This is a genomic window from Sphingopyxis sp. GW821-FHT02C12 (genome assembly GCF_059421785.1).
This window is the reverse complement of the sequence record NZ_JBWKVQ010000002.1, coordinates 1047664-1074179: the sequence shown is the minus strand read 5'-3', so window position 1 is coordinate 1074179 and position 26516 is coordinate 1047664. Positions and strand designations below refer to the sequence as shown.

Genomic DNA, 26516 nt, shown 5'->3' with positions numbered 1-26516 from the left:
ACTGCGCGTATGCCAAGCCATGTTGCTGACATGGATGTAGCTAGGGTCAGGGTCGCAACCCCGCCCGCACCGGGGAGAAGAAATTGAAGCATCTTATCATCGCGGCGACCGCCGTGTTCGTCGCCGCATCGCCGGCGTCAGCGGTTGCGCCGCAATCGATTACCGGCCGCTGGGCCACCGACGACGGCAAGGCGATCGTCGACATCTATGCCTGCGGCGCCAAGCTGTGCGGCAAGGTCCACAAATTGCTGATCGCCCAGCCCGCCGGCGGCCAGCGCGACGAACGCAATCCCGACAAGGCGAAGCGCGCGCGCCAGGTATCGGGTCTGCAAATCTACTGGGACCTCGCCGCCGACGGCAATGCGTGGAAGGGCCAAGGCTACAGCCCTGAGGACGGCCGCTATTATAAGGCACATCTCACCGCGAAGGGCGGCAAGATGACGATGAAGGGCTGCGTCAGCGTCTTTTGCAGGACGGTGACCTGGACGAAGATGGGGTGAAGACTGATCCTCCCTGTCGCGCAGCGATGGGGAGGTGGCAGCGCGCAGCGCTGACGGAGGGGCCGACGCCGTCAGGCGTCGGTGCGGCGCCGCGGCCCCTCCACCATTCGCTTCGCGAACGGTCCCCCTCCCCATGGCTTCGCCACAGGGAGGATCAGTTCAGGGCGTATCGCCCAAAATCCAGTCCACCCCTGCCGCGACATGGATGCGCGTGGTGTCATAGACCGGCAGCACATTGGCATCGGGATCGACGAGCATCACCAGTTCGGTGCTGGCGAGCACCAGCGCCTGGACATCCTGTTTCGCGATGTCGGTGATGAAGGTCTTCATCGTGCGGCGCGAATTTTCGGTGACCTTGCCCTGCATCAGCTCGTCATAGATGATGTTGTCGATCGCCTCGGCGCGTTCGGCATCGTAGGGCGCGAGTGTCAGTCCGTAGCGCACCAGATTCTGGCGGAACCATGGCTCGGTCATCACATTGCGGGTGCCGATGACCGCCGCAGACTTGATTCCGTCGGCCTTTAATTTCTCGCCCGCCTCATCGACGATATGAATCAGCGGAATCGACAGCGCGCCCTCGATATCCTTGGCGATCCGGTGCATCGAATTGGCCGCGATCATCAGCGCGGTCGCGCCCGCGGCCTGGAGCCGCAGCGCCGAGGAGATCAGCACGAACTTCGCATGGTCCCATTGTTCGGGGGTCGTCAGCCGCGACAGCTCGCAATAGTTGAGGCTTTCGAGGATGATCGGTGCCGAACAGGCGGTGCCGAGGCGCTTCTGCACGCCCTTGTTGAGGTGGCGGTAATAGAGCTCGGTCGATGCCCAGCTGATGCCGCCGATCAGGCCGATTTTGCGCATAAGGTCCCTCTAAAACACGTCGCCCCCGCGTAGGCGGGGGCCGCTGGCAGTCTGGAGCTGCCGTCATAGCGGCCCCTGCTTCGCAGGGGCGACGATTCTTGTCTAGTGCCCGCTGCCGCTCAGCGCCTTGACGATGTCGTCGGCCATCTTCTTGGCATCGCCGAGCAGCATCATCGTCTGGTCCATATAGAAAACGTCATTGTCGACGCCGGCATAGCCGACCCCGCCCATCGAACGCTTCACGAACAGCACGGTCTTGGCATTGGCGACATCGAGGATCGGCATGCCATAGATCGGCGACGTCTTGTCGGTCTTCGCGGCCGGGTTGGTCACGTCGTTCGCGCCAATGACGAAAGCGACGTCGCATTGCGCGAATTCGCCGTTGATGTCCTCGAGCTCGAAGACTTCGTCATAGGGCACATTCGCCTCGGCCAGCAGCACGTTCATATGGCCCGGCATGCGTCCCGCGACCGGATGGATCGCATATTTGACGTTGACGCCTTCCTTCTTGAGCTGGTCGCCCATCTCGCGCAGCGCGTGCTGCGCCTGCGCCACCGCCATGCCGTAGCCGGGGACGATGATGACATTCTCGGCCTGGCTCATCAGGAAGGCCGCATCCTCGGCGCTGCCCGGTTTCCACGGCCGCTGTTCCTTCGATCCGCCGGCACTCGCCGCCGCATCCTCGCCGCCGAAGCCGCCGGCGATCACGCTGATGAAACTGCGGTTCATCGCGCGGCACATGATGTACGACAGGATCGCGCCCGACGAGCCCACCAGCGCGCCGGTGATGATCATCGCAGTGTTGCCGAGCGTGAAGCCCATCGCCGCTGCCGCCCAGCCCGAATAGCTGTTGAGCATCGACACCACGACCGGCATGTCGGCGCCGCCGATCGGGATGATCAGCAGGAAACCGATCACGAAGCTGAGGCCGGTGATCGTCCAGAACACCCAGGGCGACTGGTCCTGCGTGAAATAGGCGGTCAGGCCGACGATCGCGGCGAGCGTGCCAAGGTTGATGATGTGCCGTCCCGGCAGCATGATCGGCGAACCCGACATATTGCCGTTGAGCTTGAGGAAGGCGATAACCGAGCCCGAGAAGGTGATCGCACCGATCGCGATGCCGAGCCCCATTTCGATGCGGCTGACGACATGGATCTGCCCCGCCGCATCGGCAATGCCGAAAGCGAGCGGGTTGAGATAGGCCGCCGCCGCGACCGCGACCGCCGCCAGGCCGACGAGGCTGTGGAACGCCGCGACGAGTTGCGGCATCGCGGTCATCGCGATGCGGCGTGCCATGACGATGCCGATCACGGCACCGATAGCGATCGCGACGAGAATCTCGATCAGGCCGACGGTGTCGAGGGTGAAGGCCCAGCTGTCATGCCCGGTGCTCACCCGCGTTCCCGGCGCATGCGTCAGCAGCGTCGTGACGACCGCGATGAGCATGCCGGCCATGCCGAAACGGTTGCCGCTTTGCGCGGTCGCGGGGCTCGAAAGCCCGCGCAGCGCGAGGATGAAGAGCACGCCCGACACCAGATAGGCGACGGCGGCCCAGGGATTCACCGCGAGGCCATGACCGCCGGTCGCGGCGGAGAGGATCGATTGCACGTCCATCTCAGCGCACCTTCTTCTTGTACATCGCCAGCATGCGCGCGGTGACCGCGAAGCCGCCGAAAATGTTGATGCTGGCCATCACGACAGCGGCGAGGCCGAGCCATTTCGAGGTCGCCGAACCGGCGGCCGCGCTGGCGATCAACGCCCCGACGATGATGACCGACGAAATGGCGTTGGTCACGCTCATCAACGGCGTGTGCAGCGCCGGGGTCACCGACCAGACGACGAAATAACCGACGAAGCACGCCAAGACGAAAATCGAAAAAATACCGATGAAATCCACGGCGAGCTCCCCTGCTGATTCCGCGAGCGCACCTCTTGCCGCGCCGTCGCCACCCTGTCGACTCCTAAGACGCGCAAAAAGACGGGCCCGCAATCGCCGGGTGGCGAATTGCGGGCCCGTGCGGCAATTAAATGTCGCGGGCGATCAGCTCGCGGGGGTCGCTTCCGCAGGCGCCGCGGCATCGGCTGCGGGCGCTGCGGCGTCGGCCGCAGGCGCGGCGGGCGGCGTGATCGTCGGGATCAGCACCCCGTTCAGCACATGGACCATGCCGTTCGACTGCGCGACGTCGGACCGGGTGATATAGCCCGAGCTGCCTTGCGTGCCGTCGACCTTGATATTGCCCTGCACCTCGGTGAACGAGATCTCCTGGCCCGCGACGGTGGTCAGCTTCGCGGTGCCGCCACCGGCCTTGATCTTCTTGTACAGATCCTCGGCGGTGATCTGGCCGGGCACGACATGATAGGTCAGGACCTGCTCCAGCGCCCATTTGTTGGCGGGGGCCATCAGATAGTCGGTCATCGGCTGCGGAACCGCGGCGAAAGCTGCGTCGGTCGGCGCAAAGACGGTGTAGGGGCCGGCGCCGTTGAGCGTGTCGGCAAGTCCGGCGGCCGAAATCGCCTGCGCCAGCGTCGTCAGATCGGGGGTGTTGGCGGCGGCCTGCGCGACGGTCGTGTCGGGCGCGGCTTCGGCGGCCACTTCGTCGGCCCAGGCATGGGCAGGAACGGCAAGCGCGGTGGTCAAGGCAAGAAGGGGGGCAACAAGAAACTTGGCACGCAACATCAGACATTTCTCCGGATAAGGAAAGGACGGGGTCAAACCCTCGGCCCCATCCTAAGCAAGAACATTGTCATGAAAAGGCCATAATCGGCCATTTTCTATCAATTTTCCCACGAACCGTGCTTCGCTGGCGATAGTCCGCCAAGGGAAACAGGCCCGCGGCGCCGTCCAGACGGCATCGCGGACCCGATTCGTCGGCATCGCGGTCGGCGCCTCAAGCCTACATCTTCGGCGTCAGCACCCCGTCGACGACATGGATCACCCCGTTCGACTGGTTGACGTCGGCCTGCGTCACCGTCGCCTTGCTGCCGTCGGCACCGGTCAGGGTGATGACATTGCCCGCCATCGTCGCGGTCAGATCCTGCCCGTTTACGGTCTTGAGCACCGCCTTGCCGCCGCCGGCGGTAATCTTGGCGGCGAGATCGGCTGCGGTCAGCTTGCCGGCGACGACATGATATTTCAGCACGTCGGCAAGCACGCTTTTCTGTGCCGGACGCATCAGGCCGTCGAGCGTCGCCTTCGGCACCTTGGCAAAGGCGTCGTCGGTCGGCGCGAAGACGGTGAACGGACCCGCGCCCTTCAGCGTGTCGACCAGTCCGGCCTGCGTCACCGCGGCGACGAGCGTCTTGTGGATCGGCGAGGCGATCGCATTGTCGACGATCGTCTTGGTCGGGAACATTTCGGCGCCGCCGACCATCGGGTTGGTGCTCGGCGCCATGGTATCGGCGGGCACCGCGTCGCCTTCGGCGACGGTCGTGGTTTCGGTGGCGGGCGGCGCGTCGGTCTTGCTGCAAGCCGAAAGGCCGAGCGCGGCGACCATGGCCGCCGTCGTCAGATAGCTGATTTTCATGACATCATCTCCAGAGATCGGGGGGATGTCCCCCTCTCCCTGCATGACTCCCACGGCGACAGGATCGTTCCAGCGGGTCGCTCGTTTGCGACGAATGGAGTGCGGGTCACGCGACGCGTGGCGGCACAAATTGCCCGGCTACGCTTGGCCTAGCAAGCGAAGCGAACCTTGCTGTCCGTGGTCAAGGGGCCGGCGCTACGAGACCGCCGCGCACGAAGACCATCTTGTGCGGATCGCGGATCATGCGGATGTTCAATCGCCCGTCGGCCAAAAGGGCGAAGCCATATTCGCCGCCCACGAACTCCACCGTCTGCTCGGTCGCCATCGGCTCGATCTTCGGACCATTGGTCAGGCAAGTATAGCCGAGGCCGATACAGTAGGTCAGCCTGCCGCCGACATAACGCAGCGCATACACCGTCCAGGGTTCAAGGTCGTCGACCTGTTCAGGGGTAAGGCGCGTCGCCGCAATCGGTCCGATAGGATAGATGTCATCGCGCTGGATATTGCCGTGATATTCGCTCCAGATCGTGGCGACGCTGCTCCGGAACCATGAATCGAGCACACCGTCCCGGTCGTAATCGATCAGGCAAACCGACGCCTTGCCACCGCCGAAAAGGCCGGCGGTGACCGACAGACCCTGCTGACACGCGATGAAATAACTGCTCGTCGCAATGGACAGCGGCAGGCCCTTTTCGAGGACCGCCTTGGTTTTCGGAATGGCAACCGGTGCATCAAGCACGACCGCGCCTGCGGGCACGGCCTTGCCGACGAACCAGGCGTCCTTCTTGTCTATCGTGTGCGTCCGCTCGGCGGGGTCCCCGGGGACCAGCAACGTATCAAATCCATAACGGATCGACCCGGCGTCGGCCTCTTTGGCATCCGCCGAAGACGTCGCAATTGCCAGCGCCAGTGTCGCGACGCACGCGTAGCGCCGCATCACCCCAGCAAACGCTCGTGCACCACCTTGCCGCCCTGTGTCAGCCGCACCGCGGTGCCGATTTCCTCGTCGAGCACCGGCTTGCCCGCTTCCTTGTCCCAGAAGGCCGAGAGGAAGTTGAAGAGGTTGCGGCTGAACAGCGCGCTGGTATCGGCGGGCATCAGCGCCGCGATATTCTTCGCGCCGATCACGGTGACACCGTGGATCTTCTTCGCCTCGCCCGAGACCGCACCCTCGACATTGCCGCCGCTTTCGGCCGCCATGTCGACGATCACGCTGCCGGCGCGCATCGTCGCGAGTTGCGCGTCCGAAATCAGCCGCGGCGCAGGGCGCCCCGGGATCAGCGCGGTGGTGATGACGATGTCCTGCTTGGCGATGTGCGACGAGACCAGCTCGGCCTGCGCCGCCTTATATTCGTCGGACATTTCGGTGGCATAGCCGCCCGCGCCCTCGCCCTCGATGCCGGCGACGGCCTCGACGAAGATCGGCTTGGCGCCGAGCGACATGATCTGTTCCTTGGTCGCCGAACGTACGTCGGTCGCGCTGACCTGCGCGCCCAGACGGCGCGCGGTGGCGATCGCTTGCAGCCCCGCCACGCCGACGCCCATCACGAACGCCTTGGCGGCGCTGACGGTGCCCGCGGCGGTCATCATCATCGGAAACGCACGGCCATAGGCGTTCGCCGCCATCAGGACCGCCTTATAGCCCGCGAGATTCGCCTGGCTGGACAGGATATCCATCGACTGCGCGCGCGTGATGCGCGGCATGAACTCCATCGCCAGCGCCTCGATACCGAGCTTGGCATAGGCATCGACACGCTCGCGCTCGCCGAACGGGTTGAGCCCCGCCGCCAGCCAGGCGCCGTCGGCCATCCCCGTCAGCCCCTTGGGATCGGGTCCCTGGATGGCGAGGACGATGTTCGCGCCCTTCAGCACATCGGCGCGCGATCCGACCGTCGCGCCCGCGGCGCTATAATCGGCATCGGCGATCGACGCGCTGTCGCCCGCCCCCGATTCGACGGCAAGTTCCGCACCCAAGCCAATGAATTTCTTCACGGTTTCCGGAGTGGCGGCGACGCGGCTCTCGCCGGGGGCGAGTTCCTTCAGGACAGCGATACGCATGCGCGAAGCCCGGTCAAGAGATCAGGAGGACGACGAGGACGACGACGATCGCGGTGATGATCGACCCGACCTTGAACAGGCTGATGAAACCCGAATAGGTGTCTTCCGCTGCCTTCATTTCCTGCTGTGCCATGGCTTTTTCCCCTTTGTCGCTGCCGGACGCCGAGCGGGCGCGCCGCGCCCGGCCCGGAATCGGCCTTCGCGCCGGTCTTAGCCATGCCTCCCGCGATGCTCAATAGATGGTTTCGCGATAAGTCGCCCGCCGCAAAAGCCCGACGCGCTTAATCGCCCTTTTACCCCTTTCGCGTAGATCGGCGGTTCGACGCGGAACAGGTGGCAGAAAACTGCCGCCCAATGGGGGCATATTCACACCGATGGCAAGCGCGCGCGACACCCGAATGGTGATGATCGTCGACAGCGAACCGGCGCAACAGCGCTTCCTGTCGGCGCTCGTGTCGCGTGGCGGCTGGCGCAGCGTGATCGCCGGCGACACCGACACCGCGCTCGCCAAGCTCGGCACCCAGGAAGGCATGGCGCTCGACGCGGTGCTTGTCGATCAGGGCACGCCGGGCATGGAGATCGCCGAATTCGTCGCCGAACTGCGCCGTTGGCGCCCCGCGCTGCCGCTGATCGTCATCACGATGCGCAACGGGGTCGAGGTCGCGGTCAGCGCGATGCGCGCCGGGGCAAGCGATTTCGTCCAGAAACCGATCGCCCCCGATCGATTGCTCAACGCGCTCGACCGCATCACCGCGACCAGCGGCCCGCAAGCCGAGCTCCGCCCGCTCACCGAAAAGCTGCGCGCGCCGCTGGCGTTCGAGGAAATCATCGGGTCGAGTCCCAATTTCCGCAGCGCGCTCGCGATCGCCGCCAAGGCGGCGCGCGCGCGCGTGCCGGTGATGATCAACGGCAAGCCCGGCACCGGCAAGGAAGTCTTCGCCCGCGCGATCCACAGCGCCAGCCCGCGCGCCCGCGGCGGGCTGGTGATGGTCGATTGCTCGGCGGTGTCGCCGGGGCTGATCGGATCGGGGCTGTTCGGCCACGAACGCGGCGCCTTTCCCGGCGCCTTCGACCGCCAGGTCGGCCGGCTGGTGCAGGCCGACGCGGGCAGCATCATCATCGACCATGTCGAGTGCATCCCGCTCGAGACGCAGGCGAAGCTGGTCGAATTCCTCAACACCGGCGAAGTCCAGATGATCGGCGGCAGCATCCGCCAGAGCGTCGATGTGCGCATCATCGCGACCAGCGCCAGCCCGCTCGACAAGCTGATCGAGGCCGGTCATTTCCGCGAAGACCTGTTCTATGCGCTGTCAAGCGCGCAGTTCACCCTGCCCTCTTTGTCCGAGCGCCGCGGCGACGTCGGCCCGCTCGCACGCCACCTGCTCGCGCGCATCGGCGGCCTGCCGGGCATGGGGCCGATCGGGGTCACCGACGACGCGCTGCGCCTGCTCGCCGCCTATGCCTGGCCGGGCAATGTCCGCCAGTTGCAGGACGTGCTGTTCCGCGCCGCGGTCGGCAGCACCACCGATGTGCTCACCAGCGCCGATTTCCAGGCGCTCGAGGCCACGCTCGCCGGCGGCAGCATGGTCGGCCAGGGCGAGGTCGCGATCAACGGCGAAGCGATCGGCGTCACTCTCTATCTGCCCGACGGCAATCTTCGGCCGCTCGAGGAAATCGAAGCCGACGTCATCCGCCTCGCGATCGGCCACTACCGCGGCCGGATGAGCGAAGTCGCGCGAAGGCTGGGGATCGGGCGCTCGACGCTGTACCGCAAGCTCAGCGATCTCGGGATCGATACCGCCGCCTGAAGGACTTCAGGCCGCCGAAATCGCCTGTTCGATCTGCGCGGTGTCGGCGTTGGTCAATGTCTTAGCGATTTCACCAATCAGTCGTTTTTCCAGTTCGCCGTGATAATGGCCGCGCATGACTCCCAGCGTATGCGGGTCGGCAACGATCAGCAATTTTTCGATATCATTGTCGAGCACACGCTTGTTGAGCAATGCCGCAACTCCCGCCGCGTGGCCGCGTTCGTCCAGATCGCGGACCTCGGGGCTGGCGCCGCTGCGGTTGGAGGTTTCGACCTCGGGGCTCACAGCATCGACGAGGTTAATGATGGCGGCGTCGCCATCGTTGCGGAACAGGACAAACCGTTCGCCGTCTGCGACGGCGACATGCGCGCCATGGGGCAGCTGCATAAAAATCTCCTTGGGAATAGCGCCGCCAGAACGGGGGAGCTTCACAAAAGAGACGCACGGGAAGAGGATTGGGTTGCGCACGATGCGGCGCGCCGTGGCGCTCAGGCGGTCAGCGCGGAATCCCTGAGCCCGCGCCATATGCGCAGCGCCTGCCGGTTCTCGGCGATGTCGTGGACGCGCAGCAATTGCGCGCCCTGCGTCGCCGCCTGATAATGCAGCGCCACCGTGCCGCCGAGCCGCTGGTCGGCGGGCGCTTCATTGTCGAGCGCGCCGATCATCCGCTTGCGGCTCGCGCCGAACAGGATTGGGCAGCCAAGGCTGTGGAACAGCGCGAGGCCGTTGATCAGCGCCAGATTGTCGCCGATGCCCTTGCCGAAACCGAGTCCCGGATCGACGACGATCTTCGCGGGGTCGACCCCCGCCGCGATGCACGCCGCGACGCGCTCGGCGAGCAGGTCATAGACGTCGAACAAGACATGGTCGTAATCGCCGCCCTCATGTGGGTCGCTCTTCGCCGCGGGCGCGTGCATCAGCACGACCGGGCAGCCCGCCTTGACGACGACCTCCATCGCGCGGTCGTCGTAACGCAGCGCCGACACATCGTTGACGATCGTCGCGCCGGCGGCCAGCGCCGCCTCCATCACCGCCGCCTTGCGCGTGTCGATCGACACCGCGACGCCGCCCTTGGCCAGCCCCGCAACGGTCGCCTGCACCCGCTCGATCTCGTCGCCTTCCCAGACGAGCGGCGCGCCGGGGCGGGTCGACTCCCCGCCGACGTCGATGATCGCCGCGCCCGCCGACGCCATCGCGAAGCCCGCGTCGATCGCCGCCGCGCTGTCGACATGTTTGCCGCCGTCGGAAAAGCTGTCGGGGGTGATGTTGAGGATGCCCATCAGCTGCGGCTCGTTCAGCCGCACGATGCGTTCGCCAAGCTGCAGCGCCCCGCGCGGACGCAGCACGCCGGCGCGCTGGGCGGCGGCCATGGCAACAAGATGGTCGGGCATCGCCGCGACCCAGTCGGCGAGTTCGGGCACGGTGACGATCGCCGATTTGACCACACCCGCGTCGCGCAGGCTGATGTGCCAGGCGGCGAACCAGATCATTGAGTCGGCGACACGAAGGCAGGCGTCGTCGAGTTCGTGCGGGCGGTCGACGAAGCAGGCCGGGCGGCAATAGAGCCGCGCGTCGGATGAGGCGTTGCCGAGGTCGGGCTTGGTCAGTGGTTGGAACATGCCTCTTCCCCAAAACACGTCGCCCCCCGCGAAGGCGGGGGCCGCTAGAAATGCAGCGCAAGGTTGCCAGCGGCCCCCGCCTTCGCGGGGGCGACGGCCTTTTACGCCTCGTTCGCCAGCAGCCAGTCCTGCCGCACCACATCGATCACCCGCAATTGCTTGCCGTCGTCGACATGCCAGAAGGTCCAGCCGTTGCAACTCGGGGCGCCTTGGACCCCGGCGCCGACCTTGTGGATCGACCCCGCAGGCTGGCCGGCGCAATCGAGGCTGCCGTCGACGCGCACGGTCGCTTTCCAGCGGCGCTTGCTGTCGGTCAGCACCGACCCCGGCGCGATCATGCCGCATTCGACCAGCGTGCCAAAGGCGACGCGCGTCGCCGCCTTGGGCGCCATCATCGTCTTCACCGCGCTCTCGTCGAGCGGCAGCGCCATTTCGATGCGCTCCTTCGCCGCGGCGATATAATCATCCTCGCGCTCGATCCCGATATAATGGCGACCCAGGCGCTTCGCGACCGCGCCCGTCGTGCCGGTCCCGAAAAAGGGATCGAGGATCACGTCGCCGGGGTTCGAACAGGCGAGCAGAATCCGGTAAAGCAGCGCCTCGGGCTTCTGGGTCGGATGGACCTTGTGCCCGCCCTTCTTCAGCCGCTCCTGCCCCGCGCAGATCGGGATCAGCCAGTCGCTGCGCATCTGCAATTCGTCGTTCAGCGTCTTCATCGCGCGATAGTTGAACGTATATTTCGCCTTCTCGCCCATCGAGGCCCAGATCAGCGTCTCATGCGCGTTGGTGAAGCGCGTGCCCTTAAAATTGGGCATCGGGTTCGCCTTGCGCCACACGACGTCGTTGAGGATCCAGTACCCGCGATCCTGCAGCGCGGCGCCGACGCGGAAGATATTGTGATAGCTGCCGATCACCCAGATGCTGCCGCCGGGTTTCAGGATGCGCTTCGCCTCGGCGAGCCAGGCGTGGGTGAAGCGGTCATAGGTCGCGAGGCTGTCGAACTTGTCCCATTCGTCGTTGACCGCGTCGACCTGGCTGCCGTCGGGGCGATGCAGGTCGCCGCCAAGCTGTAGATTATACGGCGGGTCGGCGAAGATCATGTCGACCGACGCGGCGGGCAGGCTGCGCATCATCTCGACGCAATCGCCCTGCAGGATGCTGTCGAGCGGCAGGTCGGCCGGGACGGCCTTCGGCGCGCGTTGCTTCGCTGCGGGCATCTTCACCCGTTCCATCACACCCATGTTTCGCCCCTGTCCCGCATAAAAAGAAGGCCCTGATGAGTCCGGCGGAGTCCGCCGTCAAGCCCGGGATTCTAGGGATTCCGGGTGTCATAAAGGTTAACGCCATGGGAACGAAACGAGTCCCACACACCATATGGAGTCTTGGCCGAATCGGAGACTCAACGGGTGGTGGTGTGGCGAAGAGGACTCACTCCCCAAAATAATTTCGCCGGACGGGCTGCGGAACCGCTACCAGCGGTTCCAGACCTTCTCGGCGAAGCCCGGCAGGTCGCGAACGGTCATCGCAGTGCCGTCGTCGAGGATCACGCGCCCCGAAAACCAGCCGAAGACCTGATCCTGCTCAGTCCGAACCATCCCGGCATCGACCTTGGCCCAGCGATTGACGGCGGGAGCGAAGTCGAGTTCGAACCGCCCGTCATTGCTCGAAAAGCGCCAGTTTCCGCTGTCGGGCGGGCCTTCGGGCATGTGGAATGTCACCTCGTCGAGCTTGTGCGCGCGGCCGTCGACGAAGAGCATATTCTCGCTCGCCGCCGCGGTGTCGCCGAAACCATAGCCGATGTTGAAACCGAAGCGCCGACCGTCGACCAGCCCCGATGCCGACCCCCAGTACCAGACATTGTCATAGGTCCAGACACCGCGCCCCCAATCGAGCACCGCAAACGCATTTTCGGACAGGAAATCATGAGATTCTCTGCCGATCTTAACGCGCCCTCGCGCCGGCATGCAGTTGATCTTCTGATTATAGTAAAAGGCATGCGGATCGTCGGCGAAGGGGGTCGCGATCACCATCCGGTCCATCGCGGGCTGGTCGAGCCAGATCTCGCCCGACAATCCGCGTCCATCGGCGAAGCCCGGCGCATGGACGGTCAGCCGCCGTCCCCCGGCCTCGTGCCGGAACGCGAGTTCCATCCCGTCCGCCGCCTGCACGATATCGCCGCGGTCGGCGCTGGCCGGCAAGGCCATGCGCCCCATCGGTTCGGGGATCAGCACGCCGTGATTGACGAAGCTCCCGGCCCGCAAATCCATCCACGACACCCCCAGAAAGCCGGCATAGGCGTTGTCCGCGACGGTCAGCGCCAGCGCCAGATCGGCGTTCATGACGCAATAATAGTCCCATTCCTTGATCCGCACCGCTTCGGCGGCGATCGCGGCACGATCGTACCGGCGCACCTCGCGCGTGGCATAGCCGGGATCGATCAGCCGTCCCGCATCATCGTGCAGCGGCCCCTCGCCCATCATATGCTGGCCCATCGCATCTCCCCCATTCCGCGCGGTCTTGGCCGCCTATATCCCCGGATCGACCCCGGTCAGATCCACCGATCGTTCCCACAATTCGCGCGCCAGCTTCGGATCGCGCGCGGTCCGGGTCGCGCGCGCCGGGCCCGAGCGCCCCGATATCTCGCCCAGCCCCTGCGGCCCCAGATAGTCGCCGCCCTGGACATGCGCGCCGGTCGCCGCCTGCAGGGTCGGCCAGGCGCCCTGCGCGGCGCTGTTGAAGAAGGGCGCCGCCAGCGGTGTCATCGTGCGCAGCGGCAACGGCAAATGCCGCGTTAACTCGGTCAGCGCGACCCCGGGATGACACCCGATCGCCTGCGTCGAGCGCCCCGCGGCGCTGAGCCGCCGGTCGAGTTCGAACATATGGAGCAGGTTCGCGAGCTTGCTCGCCTGATAGCGTTGCCAGTTGTGATAGCTGCGGCTCGCCGAGAGGTCGCTGAAATCGATTTCGCCGCCCTTGTGCGCGATGCTGCCGGTGATGACGATACGGTCGTCGACATGGGGGTGGATCAGTCCCGTCAACGCGAAAGTGCCGAGGTGGTTGACCCCGAACTGCAGCTCAAACCCCTGTTTGGTCAGCGTCTTGGGCGGGATCATCACCCCCGCATTGTTGACCAGCACGTCGATCCGCGGTCCCGCCAGCACCGCTTCCGCCGCCTCGCGCACCTGGTCGAGGTCGGCGAGGTCGAGCGGCTGGAACGACAATTCGGCCGCCGGCACGTCGGCGCGGATGCGATCGATCGCCGCCGCCGCCTTGCCCGCGTCGCGGCAGGCGAGGATGACATGCGCGCCGCGCGCCGCCAGCACCCGCGACACCTCGAAACCCAGCCCGGCATTGGCACCGGTGACAAGGAAGCTTCGGCCCGTTTGCGCGCCGACGTCGTCGGCCGTGAAACCCTTGCTCATCGCCGTCTCCCCTTTACGGATTTGCGGTCAGACCAGCTGCAATTGAGCGACCGGGGCAAAACTGGTCCGATGGAGCGGCGTGGGACCATGCTGACGTAGCGCCGCGAGATGACGGGCGGTACCATAACCCATGTTGGTTTCCCAGCCAAAGCCGGGGAAGTCGCGCGCCGCCGCGATCATGAAGCGGTCGCGATGTTCCTTGGCGAGGATGCTCGCCGCCGAAATGCACGGATGCGTCGCGTCGCCGCCGATGATCGCGCGCGCGGTGTAGCGCCAGCGCGGCAGGCGGTTGCCGTCGACGAGCACCTCGGCGGGTTCGATCCCGAGCGCCTCGACCGCGCGGGTCATGGCGAGGAAGGTCGCCTGCAATATGTTGATCGCGTCGATCTCGGCGACGCTCGCCTCGCCGATGCCCCAGCGGCAGCGCGCCTTGATCTCGATCTCGAGTTCGGCGCGGCGTTTGGCGCTGAGTTTCTTGCTGTCGTCGAGCCCGGCGATGCCGCCGTCGCAGAGCAAGACCGCCGCCGCGACGACGGGACCGGCGAGCGGTCCGCGCCCGGCTTCGTCGACGCCGACGATCACACCCGCCACGGCGGATATCTCCGATATTCGCCCGCCTGGTACAGGCACAGCCGGTTCCCCGCCGGATCGCTCAGCCGCGCCTCGCGCCAGCCCCATTCCTCGTCCGCCGGCATCTGTTCGAACTGCACCCCGCGCCGCGCCAGATAGGCGACCCAGGCGTCGAGCGCGCCGCTTTCCAGATAGGTCGCCGCGCCGCCTGCTTCGCCGTCGGCGACGTGGATCGACAAGGTCACGCCGTTGATCGCCTCGAAACGCGCATAGCCATTGTCCGGGCTGTCGACGATCTGCGTCAGCCCCATCTGTTTGTAAAAGGCAACCGACGCCGCATAATCCTTCGCCGGCAAGGTGATCTGGTTGAGCGCCGGGCCGGTGAACAGCCCGTCGTTGCGCACCAGTTGCTGCCCCATCGGGCCGTGCCCCTGCCCCAACCCCGGCGCGTCGAGCAGCGCCAGCCGCACGAAATCGCGCGCGCGCGCGACCGCGGGTTCGAGCGGCATGCCCTGCGCCAGTCCGGTCGCGATCGCGCTCGCCAGCGTGCAGCCGGTGCCGTGGGTGCTGCGGGTGTCGATCCGCGGCGCTTCCCACAGCGCGATCGTGCCATGGCCGGTGACCAGCCGGTCGATGACCGTCTCGCCCCCGCCATGGCCACCCTTGGCGAGCACCGCGGCCTCGACCTTTTGCGCATAGGCGACCGCTTCGGCCTCGACCGTGTCGGCGGTGATCGCCGCACATCCGCGCAGCGCGGCGAGCTCGGGCCAGTTCGGCGTCACGACGGTGCTCAGATTCGCGAGCAGTTCCATCGCGTCGATCGTCTTGGGATCGGCGAGCATCGCACCGCTGGTCGCGACCATGACGGGATCGAAGACGAAGGATTCGCCGTAAACGCCCGAGATCAGTTCCTCGGCGACCGCCATCGCGGTGTCGGCGCTGCCGAGCATCCCGATCTTGACCGCATCGACCCCGATGTCCTCGGCAACGCAGCGCATCTGCTGCACCACCATCTCGGTCGGGATGGCATGGACGCCCTCGACCCCCAGCGTGTTCTGCGCCGTGACCGCGGTGATCGCGGTCATCACATGGCCGCCGAGCATCGTGACCGTCTTGATATCGGCCTGAATCCCCGCGCCGCCCCCGCTGTCAGAGCCGGCGATGATCAGGACGCGTGCGGTCAAACCTTGTACTTCCGCACCGTCGAGCCCGGGTACTTCGCAAGGATCGCGCCCTCGCGCAGCGGCCGGTCGAGCAGGTCGCCGCCGCAATTGGGGCATTGCTCGTCCAACCGGTCGGCACAATTGGCGCAAAAGGTGCATTCCATCGAACAGATGAAGGCGCCGTGCATGTTCGCGGGCAGGTCCTTGCCGCACTTTTCGCAATCGGGTCGCATTTCCAACATTAACTTACTGCCTTTCTGACTGCGTCGCAGATACTGTCGACGACGCTTTCTACCTGAGATGCGTCATCGCCTTCGGCCATGACGCGGATGAGGGGTTCGGTGCCCGAGGCGCGGATGACGAGGCGCCCGCGCCCGGCGAGCGCGGCCTCGCCGTCGGCGATCGCGGCTTTGACATGAGCATCGTCGAGCGGCTCGCCCTTCGAGAACCGGACATTTTTGAGCAACTGCGGCACCGCATCGAACTGGTGGAGCAATTCGCTCGCGGGCTTGCCCGACGCGACGAGTTCGGCGAGCACCTGAAGCCCCGCCAGCGTGCCGTCGCCGGTCGTCGCATGGTCGGACAAGATCATATGCCCCGACTGTTCGCCGCCGACGTTGAACCCGCCCGATTTCATGCGTTCGAGCACATACCGGTCGCCGACCTTGGTCCGCTCGAGCGTCAGGCCCTGGCCTTCGAGAAACCGTTCGAGTCCGAGGTTCGACATCACCGTCGCGACGACCCCGCCGCCCTTCAACCGTCCCTGCCGCGCCCAGCTCGCGCCGATCAGCGCCATGATCTGGTCGCCATCGACGATCGCGCCCTTTTCGTCGACGACGATCAGCCGGTCGGCATCGCCATCGAGCGCGATGCCGATGTCGGCGCCGCTCGCGACGACGGTTTCCTGCAGCAGGCCGGGCGCGGTCGATCCGCATTTGTCGTTGATGTTGATGCCGTTGGGGGTGACCCCGATCGCGACGACATCGGCGCCGAGTTCCCAGAACACCGTCGGCGCGCTGTTGTACGCGGCGCCATTGGCGCAATCGAGCACGATCTTCAGCCCGTCGAGGCGCACCGATTCGGGCAGGCTCTGTTTCACCGCATGGATATAGCGCCCGCGCGCGTCGTCGATGCGCTTCGCGCGGCCGATCTGTGCGGGCTCGGCGAGCCTGGGTTCGCTGGCGAGCAACAGCTCGATCTGCGCCTCGTCGGCGTCGGACAATTTATAGCCGTCGGGGCCGAATAATTTGATCCCATTGTCGTAAAACGGATTGTGGCTCGCCGACAGCATGACGCCGAGGTCGGCGCGCATCGAGCGGGTCAGCATCGCAATGGCGGGAGTGGGCATCGGCCCCACCTGCACGACGTCCATGCCGACGCTGGTGAACCCCGCGACGAGCGCATTTTCGAGCATATAGCCCGAAAGCCGCGTGTCCTTGCCGATCACCACCCGATGCTTGTGGTCGCCGCGCAGGAAATGCGCGCCCGCCGCCATGCCGACGCGCATCGCGACCTCGACCGTCATCGGGATCTGGTTGGTCAGGCCGCGGATGCCATCGGTTCCGAAAAACTTGCGCATACCACCTCTGCTACCTAAGCCGGGATGAAGACAGAGCCTGCCCCGGCGTTCCTGGGATGGCCCTAGGTTACGCCGTTTTGCTTGGCAAGCTGGCCAGCGTTCCTTTGGGGGATTTGAACTTGAAATCGGCATGGATCATCCTTGGGGCGCTCGTCGCCGGCATGCTGCTCGGGATCGCGGTCGAGGGCGTTTCGCTCGCCGCGGCGACCGCCTCGCTGCCCTTTATCGAACCGATCGGCCTGCTGTGGCTCAACGCGCTCAAGATGACGATCGTGCCGCTGGTCGTGGCGCTCTTGATCACCGGCATCACCGCGACCGCCGACGCCGCGCGCGCGGGCCGGCTCGCGGCGCGCTCGGTGATGATCTTTCTTGCCGCGATCTTCCTGTCGGGGACGATGTCGCTGTTGATGACGCCACTGCTGCTGCGGCTCTTTCCGCTCTCGGCCGGGGCCGCCGAAGCGCTGCGTCACGGGCTTGGCGGCACGGCAACCGCCGGACCGTCGCCGACCTTCGGCGATTTCCTGCTCTCGCTGATCCCGACCAACCCGATCGCTGCGGCGGCCGAAACCGCGATCCTGCCGCTCATCGTCTTCACGACGATTTTCGCCTTCGCGATCACCAAACTCGAACCGGTGCAGCGCGCGACGCTGTCGGGGCTGTTCAAGGCGCTGGGCGACGCGATGCTGATCGTCATCGGCTGGGTGCTCGCGCTCGCGCCGATCGGGGTCTTCGCCCTGGGCTATGCGCTCGCGGTCAAGGCCGGGGTCGCGGCGTTCGGCGGGCTCATCCATTATGTGCTGATCCTGATGGGCATCGGTGTCTGCTGCTTGATCCTCGGGCTCTTGCTCGCCTGGCTCGTCGTCGGCATTTCACTGCCGCGTTTCGTCCGCGCGATGGTGCCGACCCTCGCGGTCGCGATCAGCACCCAAAGCTCGCTCGCCAGCCTGCCCGCGATGCTCAAATCCTCCGAAGAACTCGGCGTCGATCCCAAAAAGGCCGATGTCGTGCTGCCGCTCGCGGTCGCGCTGTTCCGCTTCACCAGCCCGGCGATGAACCTCGCGGTCGTCGTCTATGTCGCCTGGCTGTTCGGTATCCAGCTCACGCCGTGGGAGATGGCGGTCGGGCTGGGGGTCGCGATGGCGGCGGCGCTGAGTTCGGTCAGCCTGCCCGGGTCGATCAGCTTCGTGACCTCGATCGCCCCGATCGCGGTGTCGATGGGGGTGCCCGTCGCGCCGCTGGGGCTGCTCGTCGCGGTCGAGACCTTTCCCGACATCTTCCGGACGCTCGGCAATGTTATCGGCGACGTCGCCGCGACGAAATATGCGGCCGACGGCATCGACGACGACACGAAATCAGCAGGAGAGACGCCATGAAATATCGCAAGCTCGGCCACGGCCTCGAAGTGTCCGCCATCGGCATCGGCTGCATGCCGATGATCAAGGGCGGCAATATCCTCTATGGCGAGGCCGCCGACCTCGACGAATCGACCGCGACGATCCACCGCGCGATCGACCTTGGCGTCACCTTCTTCGACACCGCACAAATCTATGGCCCGTTTTCGAACGAGGAACTGCTGGGCGCGGCGATCAAGGGCAAGCGCGAGGGCCTCGTCATCGCGACCAAGTTCGGCTTCAAATTCGACGGCAACCAGATCGTCGGGGTCGACGGCTCGCCCGCCAACGCCCGCGCCGCGTGCGAAGGCTCGCTCCAGCGGCTCGGCATCGACACGATCGACCTTTTCTATCAGCACCGCGTCGATCCCGCGATCCCGATCGAGGAGGTGGTCGGCGGGATGATGGACCTGGTCAACGAAGGCAAGGTCCGCCACATTGCGCTGTCCGAGGCCGGCCCCGAGACGATCCGCCGCGCCGCCAAGGCCGCGCCGATCACCGCGCTGCAGAGCGAATATTCGATCTGGGAACGCGACGTCGAGGCGGAAATCCTGACCGCGTGCCGCGAAAATGGCATCGGCTTCGTCCCTTATTCGCCGCTCGGCCGCGGTTTCCTCGCGGGCGCGGTGCGCAGCCGCGACGAGTTGCCCGAGAAGGACTGGCGCCGGGGCGACCCGCGCTACAGCGAGGAAAACTTCCCCGCCAACCTCGCGATCGTCGACGCGATCGGCGCGGTCGCCGACAAGCATGGCGCCTCGAAAGCCCAGGTCGCGCTCGCCTGGCTGCTCGCGCAGGGCGACGACATCGTCCCGATCCCCGGCACCAAGCGCCGCGTCACGATGGAGGACAGCGTCGCCGCCGCCGAGCTGACGCTCACCCCCGACGACCTCGCCGCGATCGCAGCGGCGGCGCCGATGGGCGGCACCAGCGGCCCGCGCTACGGCGAACAGGGCATGCGGATGGTGCGGCTCTAGGAAAGGTCGGCATCGACCTCGCGCTGGTCCTGCACCAGCGCGAGGAGGTCGGCGAACATCTTGGCGAGGCCGGTGTCGGCATAAGCGTCGGCGCACGCCGCGCCTGCCTCGGCGATCCCGTCGGCGCCATCGGGCATCCGGCGCTTGACGAAGGCCATCGCCGCCATGAAGCCTTCGAGCATCACCTGCTCGGCGGCTTCGGCGTCGAGCGGCGGGTCGAGATGCGGGGCGAGTCCCAGCATCGTCAACGCCGACTGAAACAGCGGCGTTAGCAACTCGTGGGAAATCTCCCGGTCATAGATCGGCGCGACCGCGGCCACCGCGGCGCGAAACGCCGCGAAGGCACCCGCAATATCGCGCCGTTCGAGCAGCATCTGTCCCATCGTCGCCAGTTGCGGGGCGTTTCGCGCATGATCCATCGCGACATTGCGGATCGCCGCCGCGACATCGGCGCGCGCGGCATCGTTGAGCAGGCGCGCCTCGGCCTGCTTCAGCAGGCCCAGCGCCTCGGCGAGGTCATCGCTCGCGGGCTCCTCGCGCTGTCGCATCACGCGCGCGCGGACGGTCAACGCCGTCGCCAGATCTCTCAGCCACGCCACGCGCGGTGCCTCGGCAACCAGCGCGCGCATGATCGCGACGCTCTCGTCGCTTGCCGCCAGCGCCGCATCGGCATCGCTCGTTCGCGTCCGGTCGGCGCGGCTGTTCAGCGCCGCCGACAGGTCGCGCCGCGCGTCGCCGTCGCCCCGCTCGACCAGCTTTCGCGCGATAACCTCCGCCTCGGCAAGGCTCGCCTCGATCGTCGGCCGGCGCGCCGCCTGCGCGCGCATTCGGGCGCGAACATCCCCCGCCGACTGCATCGACCGGCGATTGCGCGCCATCAACATATGCCCGCGCAGCGACAGCGTTGCACCGCGCCGGTAATCCGCTTCGTCGTCGGTCAGCACAGCCTGGTCCCGCGCCCAGCCGATGATGTCGAGCAACAGGTCGATCCGTTCGTCGGCCTTGGCATAGGATCCGGTCATGTCGTCGTCCCCCGCCGTCAAGGTCAGCACATCCTGAATTCCATCGACGATCGCCCGCGACGGTTCGGTCGACAGCGCATCGCGATACAGGGCGATGGCCTCTTCGAAACAGGCGGCCGCCGCGTCGAACTCGCCTGCACCGCCGTGGACCACGCCGCGGCCCTTCAACCAGATCGCCAGTTCGTACCGCCCCTGCGCCGACCTTTCGTCCGCCTTGCGCAGCGCGGCAATACGCAGGTCGGCGAGGCGTGCGATCGTCGCTTTCCGGTCGAACAGCCGGGCGTTCGTCACCGCCGTCACCAGCGGTTCGTGCGGCATCGCCGCGATCGTCGCCGCCTGCTCGGCATCGTCGCCTGCCGCGATCGCGGCGAAAAACCGGTCGAGCAGCGCGCGGATCGCCTCGGGCTCATCACTCGCCGCCATGCGCGTGGCCGCTGCTGTCGCGACGAGGCGGCGCGCGGCGGCGTCGCCAGCCTCCTCCACAAGCCTGAGCGCCACCGACGCCGCCGCGTCGCGCGTCGCACCATACGCGCCCGGATCGTCCAGCATCGTCTGGATCGCCGGGATCAGCGCCGCCTTCACCGCCGCCTCGTCGTGCAGCCCCTTGATGTTGCGCCGCAACTGCGCCGCCGCCTGAAGGAACAGGCGCTCGGTAAAGCTGCCGACCGCGCCCCCGCTCTCGAATGCCATGACGCTGAACGGGTCCTGCCCGCGTAGCAGCGGTTCGCCGAGGTCGTGGCCGAGCAGTGACCGCCCCGCCGCCTCGACCACCTCGCGGACCACCTGCATGCCCTGCACGCTGGCCAGCGCCAGCGCCTCGCGGACCTCGGGCGCCACCTGCGCCGAGGTCAGCCGCGCCAGCACCACCTCGTGCACGCGCTGCGAGCGCGACAGCGCTTCGGCCAGCCCCTCGGCGGTGAGCGCGCGCGCCGGATCGAAATCGTCGAACAGCCGCGGCTCGCCGCGCAGATAGGCGATGATCTGTTCCAGAAAGCGCGGATTGCCGTCGACCGCGTCCAGCAGTGCGCTGCGCTGGTCGGCGGGCAGGCCCGGCAAGGCGGTCCGCAGCGCGGGATCGAGATCGTTCAGCTTTGCCAGCCGGATCTCGTGATAATTTTCGCTGTTGAGATAACCGCCGAATATCCCCGAGATCGGCCCCGGCTCGTCGCTGCCGCCATGGCGCGCATGATGGACCAGCGTCGCGACCGACCGGCCGCCGCGATCGCCTTCGAGCGTCCATTCGGTCTGCCAGTGCGTCATCACGATCATCACCGGCCAGCGCTGCGTCATCGCGGCATGGGTCAGCCGCTCGACGAAGCGCAGCAGGCCCGGATCGGCGGCGGCGAATTGCGCATCATCGATCAGGATCATCGCCGGCACCCGCGCATAGCCTAGCCGCGCGGCGGGGTTCAGCACCTGTTCGAGGTCGGCGAGCAGCGCATCGACGCGGTTCTTCACCAGCGTGTCCCCCGCCAAGGCCTGCGCCGCGCCCTTGCCGATCTCGCCCTGCAGCAGCTTGACCGAATCGAGGAAGGCGCCGCCGACCGACAAGATCGTGTCGACCTGCAACGCGCCGGCCAGCGCATCGACGCCGGCCCCCGCCCAGATTTTTGCCAGCGAAACGCCGGTGCCCGCCATGCGGGCGCGCATCGACATCGCGACGAGGTGCGGCGCGAGGAAGCGATCATGGAGCGCGACGCTGTCGCCGCCCTCGGCCTGCGCCGCGATGCCCCACCACAGGAACGGTATCGGCCGGTCGAAGCGGCATTGGTCAGGCGGAAAATTCAGATGCAGGCGATCGGACACAAGGCCCGCGGGATCGGGCCAATAGCCCGGCTGATCGGTGAGGCCCGCGATTTGCCGGCGCAGGAATTCGAGCGCCAGCCGCGTCTTGCCCACCCCCGGCTCGGCGGCGAGCAGCACCAGCTGCGGCTGCGGGGCATCCGCATTCGACGCCAGTCGCCAACATTCGCCGAGGGTAGCCAGCTCGACCTCGCGGCCGCAAAAAGACAGGTCGGTGGTCATCGTCGCAGCGCCCCATTCCGCTTGGTCAGGGCTGTACTTTCAACGCCTTCACCGCCTCCGTCAACTGGTCGACCTTCTCGTGCAGCCGCATGATCTCCAGCTCGGCGCGCAGGTTGATTTCATAGTCCAGCCCGGCCGCGATGCGATCCTTCGCCGCCGCCCGGTTCTGGCTCATCATGATGATCGGCGCCTGCACCGCCGCCAGCGTCGACAGCATCAGGTTCAGGAAAATGAACGGATAGGGGTCGAACGCCATCCCCCAACGCGCCAGCACGTCCGAATTGAGCAGCATCCAGCCGAGCAGCACGGCGGTGAACAGGATGATGAAACCCCACGACCCGCCGACCGCCGCGACCTTGTCGGATAGCCGCGCGCCGAACGTGGCCTCGGCATCGTCGAGGTCGGCGGCATCGCGGCTGATCAGCTGGCGGTTGGCGATCGCCGCGATCACCCGGCATTCGTCGGGGTCGAGGTCCGCATAGGGCCGCCCGAGCAATCGCAGCGAGAGGTCCGAAAGATGCGCCTCGCCGTTCATCCGATCATCCCACCCAGCGCCAGATGCCGGCGACCATGTAACCAAGCGCGCCATGCGCCCAGGTCGCGACGATCCACAGGAGGATGCCGCCGAACAGCGCGTGCGGCCGCGGGATCGTGTCGATCCACGACCCGCGCCCGCGGAGCTGCCTCGCAAACGGCACGAAGCTCGTCCGCGCCGCCCAGTGGCGCCAGGCATCGCCCATCAGCCGCGCCTTCTTGACGTCCTGCCCCGCCGACCCGGCAAGCGCGAGAAAGGTGATGATCGCCGACAGGACGATCTGCCCCGGCGTCGGCATCACCAGCGCATGCGCCAGCGCCCACAAAGTGAAGCCCCACATCATCGGGTGGCGCGTGATCGCGAACACCCCACGCGGTGCGCCCTGCGCCGCCGCGGCGGCGTTCGGAGCCGGCAGCGCCGGATTGCCGATCAGCGAGCCCATGAACAATATGCTCGCGAACAGCACCAGCGCCGACGCGAGCATCCACAGGCCGTCGCCGACCGCCCACAGCGGCGGCTCGGGCGGCATGCCGCGCCACGCCTGCACCAGCAGGACGAAGGTCGCGATCGCGACGACCGAATAGACGATCAGGAACGCCCGTTCGCCCATCCGTCCCGCCAGCGGCGCGCGCAGCGGGTGCGACAGGGCAAAATGGGTGCCGACGAACAGCGCGCCGGTGGTGATCAACAGCGTCATCGGTTGCATGGAGTTCTCCTCTCCGTTTCCCCGGTCCGCCGCTTAGTCATCAGGCGCGGGCGATTACCTGTCGTAAGCCTTCGGCAGATTGCCTTCCTGCGGCGTCAGGTAACGGTCGCGCAGGCGATCCTGCCTGGTCACCAGCGACTGCGCCTTGCCATCGATCCACACGGCGGTCGGGCGGCTGCCCAGTTCGAGCGGATCATTGTCCCAGATCACGACGTCGCCGACGCGGCCCGCACGGAGCGAGCCGATGCTGGCGTCCATGCCGACCGCGCGCGCCGGGACGCTGCTGATCGAGGCGAAGGCCTGGTCCCAGTTCAGCCCGCTGGCGCCCGGCAATCTGGTCAGCCCTACGAGGTTGCCGGCATATTGCGTCGCATAGCCCATTTTGTGCGCGTCGTCGTCGTCGAACACCCCGACCGACACCGGCACCCCGGCGGCGAAGAGCCGTCCGGCGTTGGATTGCGTCGCGCCGAGCTGTTCGAAACTGCCCGGCAGGTCGGTCAGCGGCGATACCAGCACCGGCACCCGCGCCGCGGCGATGTCGTTCGCGACCAGCCAGCCCTCGGTCGCGCCGACCAGCACCAGCTTTAATGCCGGAAACTCGGTCTTCAGCTTGAGCACGTTGAGGATGTCGGTCGCGCGGTCGACGCGCACAAACAGCGGCGTCGTCCCGTCGATCACGCGCACCAGCGCATCGGCGTCGGCGCGCTGGATCAGCGCGTCGCTGCCCCATTCGGCGAGCGTCGCGGGATTGCGCGCATAGCTGCGCGCCGCGAGCAATTGTTCGCGGAACAGCAGGAACAGCGCGGCGCGGCTGCCGCCGGCCTTTGCCGATCCATCCTCGCCGAACGCGACATATTGCAGCGCGCGGGGCTTGGTCACCATGTCATTGTCGTCGGCGAGGTCGACCACCGCGCCCTGCCCGGCGAACAAATTGCCGCTCGATCCCGGCGCGACGATCGCGCGGGTGACGCCATTGGCGCGGTTGACCGCGATCGGCGATCCCATCGGATTGAGCGCCGGGGCGATGTCGAGCCCCGCCGAGAACCGCGACTTGTTCGCCGACCGGTCGTTGGTGCCGCTGACGGCATCGACCTCGGTCAGCCCGACGCGGCTGAACGCCGCGACGATGCCGGGGGTGACCCAGCGGCCGCCCGCATCGACGCGTTCGATACCCGCGGGCACGGCGACGCCGGCGCCCGCCGCGACGACCTTGCCGCCGCGCACGACGACGGTGCCGCCCTCGATCGGGGCGCTGCCGTCGCCGATGACGAGCTTGGCATTGGTGATCGCGACATCCTGCGCCGCGACGGGAGCCGCGATCAGCGCGGCGGCGGAAAGGAGGAGCGCGCGCATCATTTCACGTCTCCTTCGCCCGGCTGGCCGAGCTCGAAATCGCTCACCGGCCGCAATTTTGGGTTCATCGCGTCATACATCATCGCGCCGTCGATCCACACTTTCTCAGGCCGGGTATAGGCGCTGAACGGATTGCCGTTCCACAGCACGACGTCGGCCATCTTGCCGGGCTTCAAACTGCCCGTCTTGTCGCCGATGCCCAGCGCCTTGGCGGGATTGTACGACAGCCAGGTCCAGGCCTGTTCGTCGCTGATCTGCATGCCCATGCGGCGGCCCGAGGCGAGCGCCTTCGCCGCTTCCTGGTTCAGCCGCTGGATCTGGTTGGCATCGTCCGAATGGACGATCGTGCAAGCACCCGCTTTGTACACGAGCGGAATATTCTCGGGCACGCTGTCATAGGCTTCCATCTTGAAGCCCCACCAGTCGGCCCACATCGCCGAGCAGATGCCCTCTTTCGCGAGGATATCGGCGATCTTGTAGCTTTCGACCGCGTGGTGGAAGGTCGACACCTTATAGCCGAATTCCTTCGACATATCGATCACCAGCGCCATTTCGTCGGCGCGGTAGCAATGGTTGTGGACGAGGATCTCGCCCGACAGCACGCCGGCGAGCGTTTCCATCGCGAGATCGCGGTCGACGACCTTCCCCTCGTCCATCTTCTTCTTATAGGCGGCCGCCTTCTGCCAGGTCGCGCGATTGACCGCGAAATTGCCCATGCGGGTCGAGGGCATCCGCCCCTTGCTGCCATAGACGCGCTTCGGATTCTCGCCGCACGCCATTTTCAGGCCATAGGGCGCGCCGGGGAATTTCATCCCCTGCACGGTGCGCGACGGCACATTCTTGAGCGTGATCGAGCGCCCGCCCATCAGGTTCGCGCTGCCCGGCAGGATCTGGAGCGACGTCACGCCGCCGTTCGCCAGCGCGCGGCTGAACCCCGGGTCCTGCGGCCAGACGCTATGTTCGGACCAGACTTCGGGGGTGGTCGGCGAGGTCGCCTCGTTACCGTCCGAATGCGCCTCGACGCTCGGGCTCGGATAGTCGCCGAGGTGGCTGTGGATGTCGATGACCCCGGGGGTGACGAACTTGCCGGTGCCGTCGACGACATCGGCGTCGGTGGGCAATTCCATATCGGGACCGCCTACCGACAAGACCTTGCCGCTCGACATCACGATCGACCCATTGTCGATCCGTCCGCCCTCGCCGTCGAAGATGGTGACGTTCCGCACGACGGTCAGCCGCGTCGGATATCCCTTGTAGGTCGACGGATAGGGATCCTTGTTGAACTTCACCGGCTTTTCGGCGGCGGGCTTGCTGCTCGCCGTCTCCACCTCGCCGCTATTCGCGGTGCAACCCGCGAACGCCAGCGACACCGCGGCCAAAAGGCCGGCTTTCACGCCCCGGATCATCGA

Annotated in this window: 26 protein-coding genes; 4 read left to right on the top strand and 22 right to left on the bottom strand. The window is 66.6% G+C overall.

The genetic code is table 11. The features are described 5' to 3' along the window. The first annotated feature begins 83 nt into the window (after positions 1-83). Positions 84-500, top strand: coding sequence for a DUF2147 domain-containing protein (locus AC07U1_RS20405; protein ID WP_056350890.1), 417 nt, complete (start codon positions 84-86; stop codon positions 498-500). Between the two features lie 159 nt (positions 501-659). On the opposite strand, the gene AC07U1_RS20400 is transcribed toward AC07U1_RS20405, so the two are convergent. The 8 genes from AC07U1_RS20400 to AC07U1_RS20365 all read right to left on the bottom strand — a co-directional run bounded on the left by AC07U1_RS20400 (position 660) and on the right by AC07U1_RS20365 (position 7073). Next, positions 660-1358: an aspartate/glutamate racemase family protein gene (locus AC07U1_RS20400; protein ID WP_495177717.1), complete on the bottom strand. Its 699-nt coding sequence runs from the start codon at positions 1356-1358 to the stop codon at positions 660-662. A 102-nt stretch (positions 1359-1460) separates the two neighbouring features. Further along, positions 1461-2972, bottom strand: coding sequence for an NAD(P)(+) transhydrogenase (Re/Si-specific) subunit beta (locus AC07U1_RS20395; protein ID WP_495177718.1), 1512 nt, complete (start codon positions 2970-2972; stop codon positions 1461-1463). A 1-nt stretch (position 2973) separates the two neighbouring features. Beyond that, positions 2974-3255, bottom strand: a complete 282-nt coding sequence (locus AC07U1_RS20390; protein ID WP_187139741.1) for a proton-translocating transhydrogenase family protein — start codon at positions 3253-3255, stop codon at positions 2974-2976. A 144-nt stretch (positions 3256-3399) separates the two neighbouring features. Then, entirely contained in the window at positions 3400-3996 is a 597-nt protein-coding gene (locus AC07U1_RS20385; RefSeq protein WP_495197787.1) for a fasciclin domain-containing protein, read from the bottom strand. A 256-nt stretch (positions 3997-4252) separates the two neighbouring features. Beyond that, positions 4253-4882: a fasciclin domain-containing protein gene (locus AC07U1_RS20380; RefSeq protein ID WP_056350882.1), complete on the bottom strand. Its 630-nt coding sequence runs from the start codon at positions 4880-4882 to the stop codon at positions 4253-4255. A gap of 181 nt (positions 4883-5063) precedes the next feature. Continuing rightward, the gene (locus tag AC07U1_RS20375) at positions 5064-5819 is read right to left on the bottom strand and encodes a hypothetical protein (protein ID WP_495197786.1); all 756 of its coding nucleotides are present in this window, start codon (positions 5817-5819) and stop codon (positions 5064-5066) included. Further along, positions 5819-6940, bottom strand: coding sequence for an NAD(P) transhydrogenase subunit alpha (locus AC07U1_RS20370; protein WP_495177721.1), 1122 nt, complete (start codon positions 6938-6940; stop codon positions 5819-5821). The genes AC07U1_RS20375 and AC07U1_RS20370 overlap by 1 nt, the downstream gene beginning before the upstream one ends. Positions 6941-6953: 13 nt before the next feature. Beyond that, the gene (locus AC07U1_RS20365; RefSeq protein WP_056350876.1) at positions 6954-7073 is read right to left on the bottom strand and encodes an aa3-type cytochrome c oxidase subunit IV; all 120 of its coding nucleotides are present in this window, start codon (positions 7071-7073) and stop codon (positions 6954-6956) included. A 265-nt stretch (positions 7074-7338) separates the two neighbouring features. Between AC07U1_RS20365 and AC07U1_RS20360 the strand changes: the two genes are divergently transcribed. Continuing rightward, the gene (locus AC07U1_RS20360) at positions 7339-8748 is read left to right on the top strand and encodes a sigma-54-dependent transcriptional regulator (protein WP_495177722.1); all 1410 of its coding nucleotides are present in this window, start codon (positions 7339-7341) and stop codon (positions 8746-8748) included. Between the two features lie 6 nt (positions 8749-8754). Here the strand turns inward: AC07U1_RS20360 and AC07U1_RS20355 are convergent, their stop codons facing one another. The 9 genes from AC07U1_RS20355 to glmM all read right to left on the bottom strand — a co-directional run bounded on the left by AC07U1_RS20355 (position 8755) and on the right by glmM (position 17101). Then, positions 8755-9273 carry a host attachment family protein gene (locus AC07U1_RS20355; protein ID WP_495177723.1) on the bottom strand — a complete coding sequence of 173 codons (519 nt, stop codon included), beginning with the start codon at positions 9271-9273 and terminating at the stop codon, positions 8755-8757. Beyond that, entirely contained in the window at positions 9237-10367 is a 1131-nt protein-coding gene (folP, locus tag AC07U1_RS20350) for a dihydropteroate synthase (RefSeq protein ID WP_495177724.1), read from the bottom strand. The genes AC07U1_RS20355 and folP overlap by 37 nt, the downstream gene beginning before the upstream one ends. A gap of 101 nt (positions 10368-10468) precedes the next feature. After that, positions 10469-11608, bottom strand: a complete 1140-nt coding sequence (locus AC07U1_RS20345; RefSeq protein WP_495177725.1) for a site-specific DNA-methyltransferase — start codon at positions 11606-11608, stop codon at positions 10469-10471. 228 nt (positions 11609-11836) lie between these two features. Beyond that, entirely contained in the window at positions 11837-12859 is a 1023-nt protein-coding gene (locus AC07U1_RS20340; RefSeq protein ID WP_495177726.1) for a DUF2804 domain-containing protein, read from the bottom strand. A gap of 33 nt (positions 12860-12892) precedes the next feature. Further along, positions 12893-13789 carry an oxidoreductase gene (locus AC07U1_RS20335; RefSeq protein WP_495177727.1) on the bottom strand — a complete coding sequence of 299 codons (897 nt, stop codon included), beginning with the start codon at positions 13787-13789 and terminating at the stop codon, positions 12893-12895. A gap of 27 nt (positions 13790-13816) precedes the next feature. Then, a complete protein-coding gene (rnhB, locus tag AC07U1_RS20330; RefSeq protein WP_495177728.1) occupies positions 13817-14380 on the bottom strand; it encodes a ribonuclease HII in 564 nt (187 codons plus the stop codon). After that, a complete protein-coding gene (gene thiD / locus AC07U1_RS20325) occupies positions 14368-15543 on the bottom strand; it encodes a bifunctional hydroxymethylpyrimidine kinase/phosphomethylpyrimidine kinase (RefSeq protein ID WP_495177729.1) in 1176 nt (391 codons plus the stop codon). Before thiD ends, rnhB begins: the two co-directional genes overlap by 13 nt. Then, entirely contained in the window at positions 15540-15764 is a 225-nt protein-coding gene (locus tag AC07U1_RS20320) for a DUF1272 domain-containing protein (RefSeq protein ID WP_194952849.1), read from the bottom strand. The genes thiD and AC07U1_RS20320 overlap by 4 nt, the downstream gene beginning before the upstream one ends. Beyond that, complete coding sequence (gene glmM / locus AC07U1_RS20315; RefSeq protein ID WP_495177730.1) at positions 15764-17101, bottom strand: phosphoglucosamine mutase; 1338 nt, start codon at positions 17099-17101, stop codon at positions 15764-15766. The genes AC07U1_RS20320 and glmM overlap by 1 nt, the downstream gene beginning before the upstream one ends. A 113-nt stretch (positions 17102-17214) precedes the next feature. Here glmM and AC07U1_RS20310 point away from each other — a divergent pair, with 113 nt between their 5' ends. Both AC07U1_RS20310 and AC07U1_RS20305 read left to right on the top strand, forming a co-directional pair. After that, positions 17215-18474, top strand: coding sequence for a dicarboxylate/amino acid:cation symporter (locus tag AC07U1_RS20310; protein ID WP_235535752.1), 1260 nt, complete (start codon positions 17215-17217; stop codon positions 18472-18474). Continuing rightward, positions 18471-19466, top strand: a complete 996-nt coding sequence (locus AC07U1_RS20305) for an aldo/keto reductase (RefSeq protein ID WP_495177731.1) — start codon at positions 18471-18473, stop codon at positions 19464-19466. Before AC07U1_RS20310 ends, AC07U1_RS20305 begins: the two co-directional genes overlap by 4 nt. Here AC07U1_RS20305 and AC07U1_RS20300 read toward each other — a convergent pair. Genes AC07U1_RS20300 through AC07U1_RS20280 form a run of 5 tightly spaced genes read right to left on the bottom strand, consistent with a single transcriptional unit; the run spans position 19463 to position 26513 of the window. Continuing rightward, positions 19463-22513 carry a hypothetical protein gene (locus tag AC07U1_RS20300; protein ID WP_495177732.1) on the bottom strand — a complete coding sequence of 1017 codons (3051 nt, stop codon included), beginning with the start codon at positions 22511-22513 and terminating at the stop codon, positions 19463-19465. The two genes, AC07U1_RS20305 and AC07U1_RS20300, sit on opposite strands and share 4 nt — an antisense overlap. Positions 22514-22538: 25 nt before the next feature. Beyond that, complete coding sequence (locus AC07U1_RS20295) at positions 22539-23048, bottom strand: DUF1003 domain-containing protein (RefSeq protein WP_495177733.1); 510 nt, start codon at positions 23046-23048, stop codon at positions 22539-22541. Between the two features lie 4 nt (positions 23049-23052). Further along, positions 23053-23754 (bottom strand): NnrU family protein, encoded by a 702-nt coding sequence (locus AC07U1_RS20290; protein ID WP_495177734.1) that lies wholly within the window; start codon positions 23752-23754, stop codon positions 23053-23055. 54 nt (positions 23755-23808) lie between these two features. Beyond that, positions 23809-25110, bottom strand: a complete 1302-nt coding sequence (locus AC07U1_RS20285; protein ID WP_495177735.1) for an amidohydrolase family protein — start codon at positions 25108-25110, stop codon at positions 23809-23811. After that, a complete protein-coding gene (locus AC07U1_RS20280) occupies positions 25107-26513 on the bottom strand; it encodes an amidohydrolase (RefSeq protein WP_495177736.1) in 1407 nt (468 codons plus the stop codon). Before AC07U1_RS20280 ends, AC07U1_RS20285 begins: the two co-directional genes overlap by 4 nt. Between the last annotated feature and the right edge of the window lie 3 nt (positions 26514-26516).

What these genes read in the sequence shown, in the direction of transcription:
- AC07U1_RS20375 (WP_495197786.1), bottom strand. Translation starts at nt 5,819, where the DNA reads ATGCGGCGCTACGCGTGCGTCGCGACACTGGCGCTGGCAATTGCGACG.
- AC07U1_RS20365 (WP_056350876.1), bottom strand. Translation starts at nt 7,073, where the DNA reads ATGGCACAGCAGGAAATGAAGGCAGCGGAAGACACCTATTCGGGTTTC.
- AC07U1_RS20290 (WP_495177734.1), bottom strand. Translation starts at nt 23,754, where the DNA reads ATGCAACCGATGACGCTGTTGATCACCACCGGCGCGCTGTTCGTCGGC.
- AC07U1_RS20370 (WP_495177721.1), bottom strand. Translation starts at nt 6,940, where the DNA reads ATGCGTATCGCTGTCCTGAAGGAACTCGCCCCCGGCGAGAGCCGCGTC.
- folP (WP_495177724.1), bottom strand. Translation starts at nt 10,367, where the DNA reads ATGTTCCAACCACTGACCAAGCCCGACCTCGGCAACGCCTCATCCGAC.
- AC07U1_RS20340 (WP_495177726.1), bottom strand. Translation starts at nt 12,859, where the DNA reads ATGGGCCAGCATATGATGGGCGAGGGGCCGCTGCACGATGATGCGGGA.
- AC07U1_RS20320 (WP_194952849.1), bottom strand. Translation starts at nt 15,764, where the DNA reads ATGTTGGAAATGCGACCCGATTGCGAAAAGTGCGGCAAGGACCTGCCC.
- AC07U1_RS20400 (WP_495177717.1), bottom strand. Translation starts at nt 1,358, where the DNA reads ATGCGCAAAATCGGCCTGATCGGCGGCATCAGCTGGGCATCGACCGAG.
- AC07U1_RS20395 (WP_495177718.1), bottom strand. Translation starts at nt 2,972, where the DNA reads ATGGACGTGCAATCGATCCTCTCCGCCGCGACCGGCGGTCATGGCCTC.
- AC07U1_RS20380 (WP_056350882.1), bottom strand. Translation starts at nt 4,882, where the DNA reads ATGAAAATCAGCTATCTGACGACGGCGGCCATGGTCGCCGCGCTCGGC.
- AC07U1_RS20305 (WP_495177731.1), top strand. Translation starts at nt 18,471, where the DNA reads ATGAAATATCGCAAGCTCGGCCACGGCCTCGAAGTGTCCGCCATCGGC.
- AC07U1_RS20285 (WP_495177735.1), bottom strand. Translation starts at nt 25,110, where the DNA reads ATGATGCGCGCGCTCCTCCTTTCCGCCGCCGCGCTGATCGCGGCTCCC.
- AC07U1_RS20355 (WP_495177723.1), bottom strand. Translation starts at nt 9,273, where the DNA reads ATGGCGCGGGCTCAGGGATTCCGCGCTGACCGCCTGAGCGCCACGGCG.
- AC07U1_RS20360 (WP_495177722.1), top strand. Translation starts at nt 7,339, where the DNA reads ATGGTGATGATCGTCGACAGCGAACCGGCGCAACAGCGCTTCCTGTCG.
- AC07U1_RS20295 (WP_495177733.1), bottom strand. Translation starts at nt 23,048, where the DNA reads ATGAACGGCGAGGCGCATCTTTCGGACCTCTCGCTGCGATTGCTCGGG.
- AC07U1_RS20345 (WP_495177725.1), bottom strand. Translation starts at nt 11,608, where the DNA reads ATGGGTGTGATGGAACGGGTGAAGATGCCCGCAGCGAAGCAACGCGCG.
- AC07U1_RS20335 (WP_495177727.1), bottom strand. Translation starts at nt 13,789, where the DNA reads ATGAGCAAGGGTTTCACGGCCGACGACGTCGGCGCGCAAACGGGCCGA.
- AC07U1_RS20280 (WP_495177736.1), bottom strand. Translation starts at nt 26,513, where the DNA reads ATGATCCGGGGCGTGAAAGCCGGCCTTTTGGCCGCGGTGTCGCTGGCG.
- AC07U1_RS20300 (WP_495177732.1), bottom strand. Translation starts at nt 22,513, where the DNA reads ATGACCACCGACCTGTCTTTTTGCGGCCGCGAGGTCGAGCTGGCTACC.
- glmM (WP_495177730.1), bottom strand. Translation starts at nt 17,101, where the DNA reads ATGCGCAAGTTTTTCGGAACCGATGGCATCCGCGGCCTGACCAACCAG.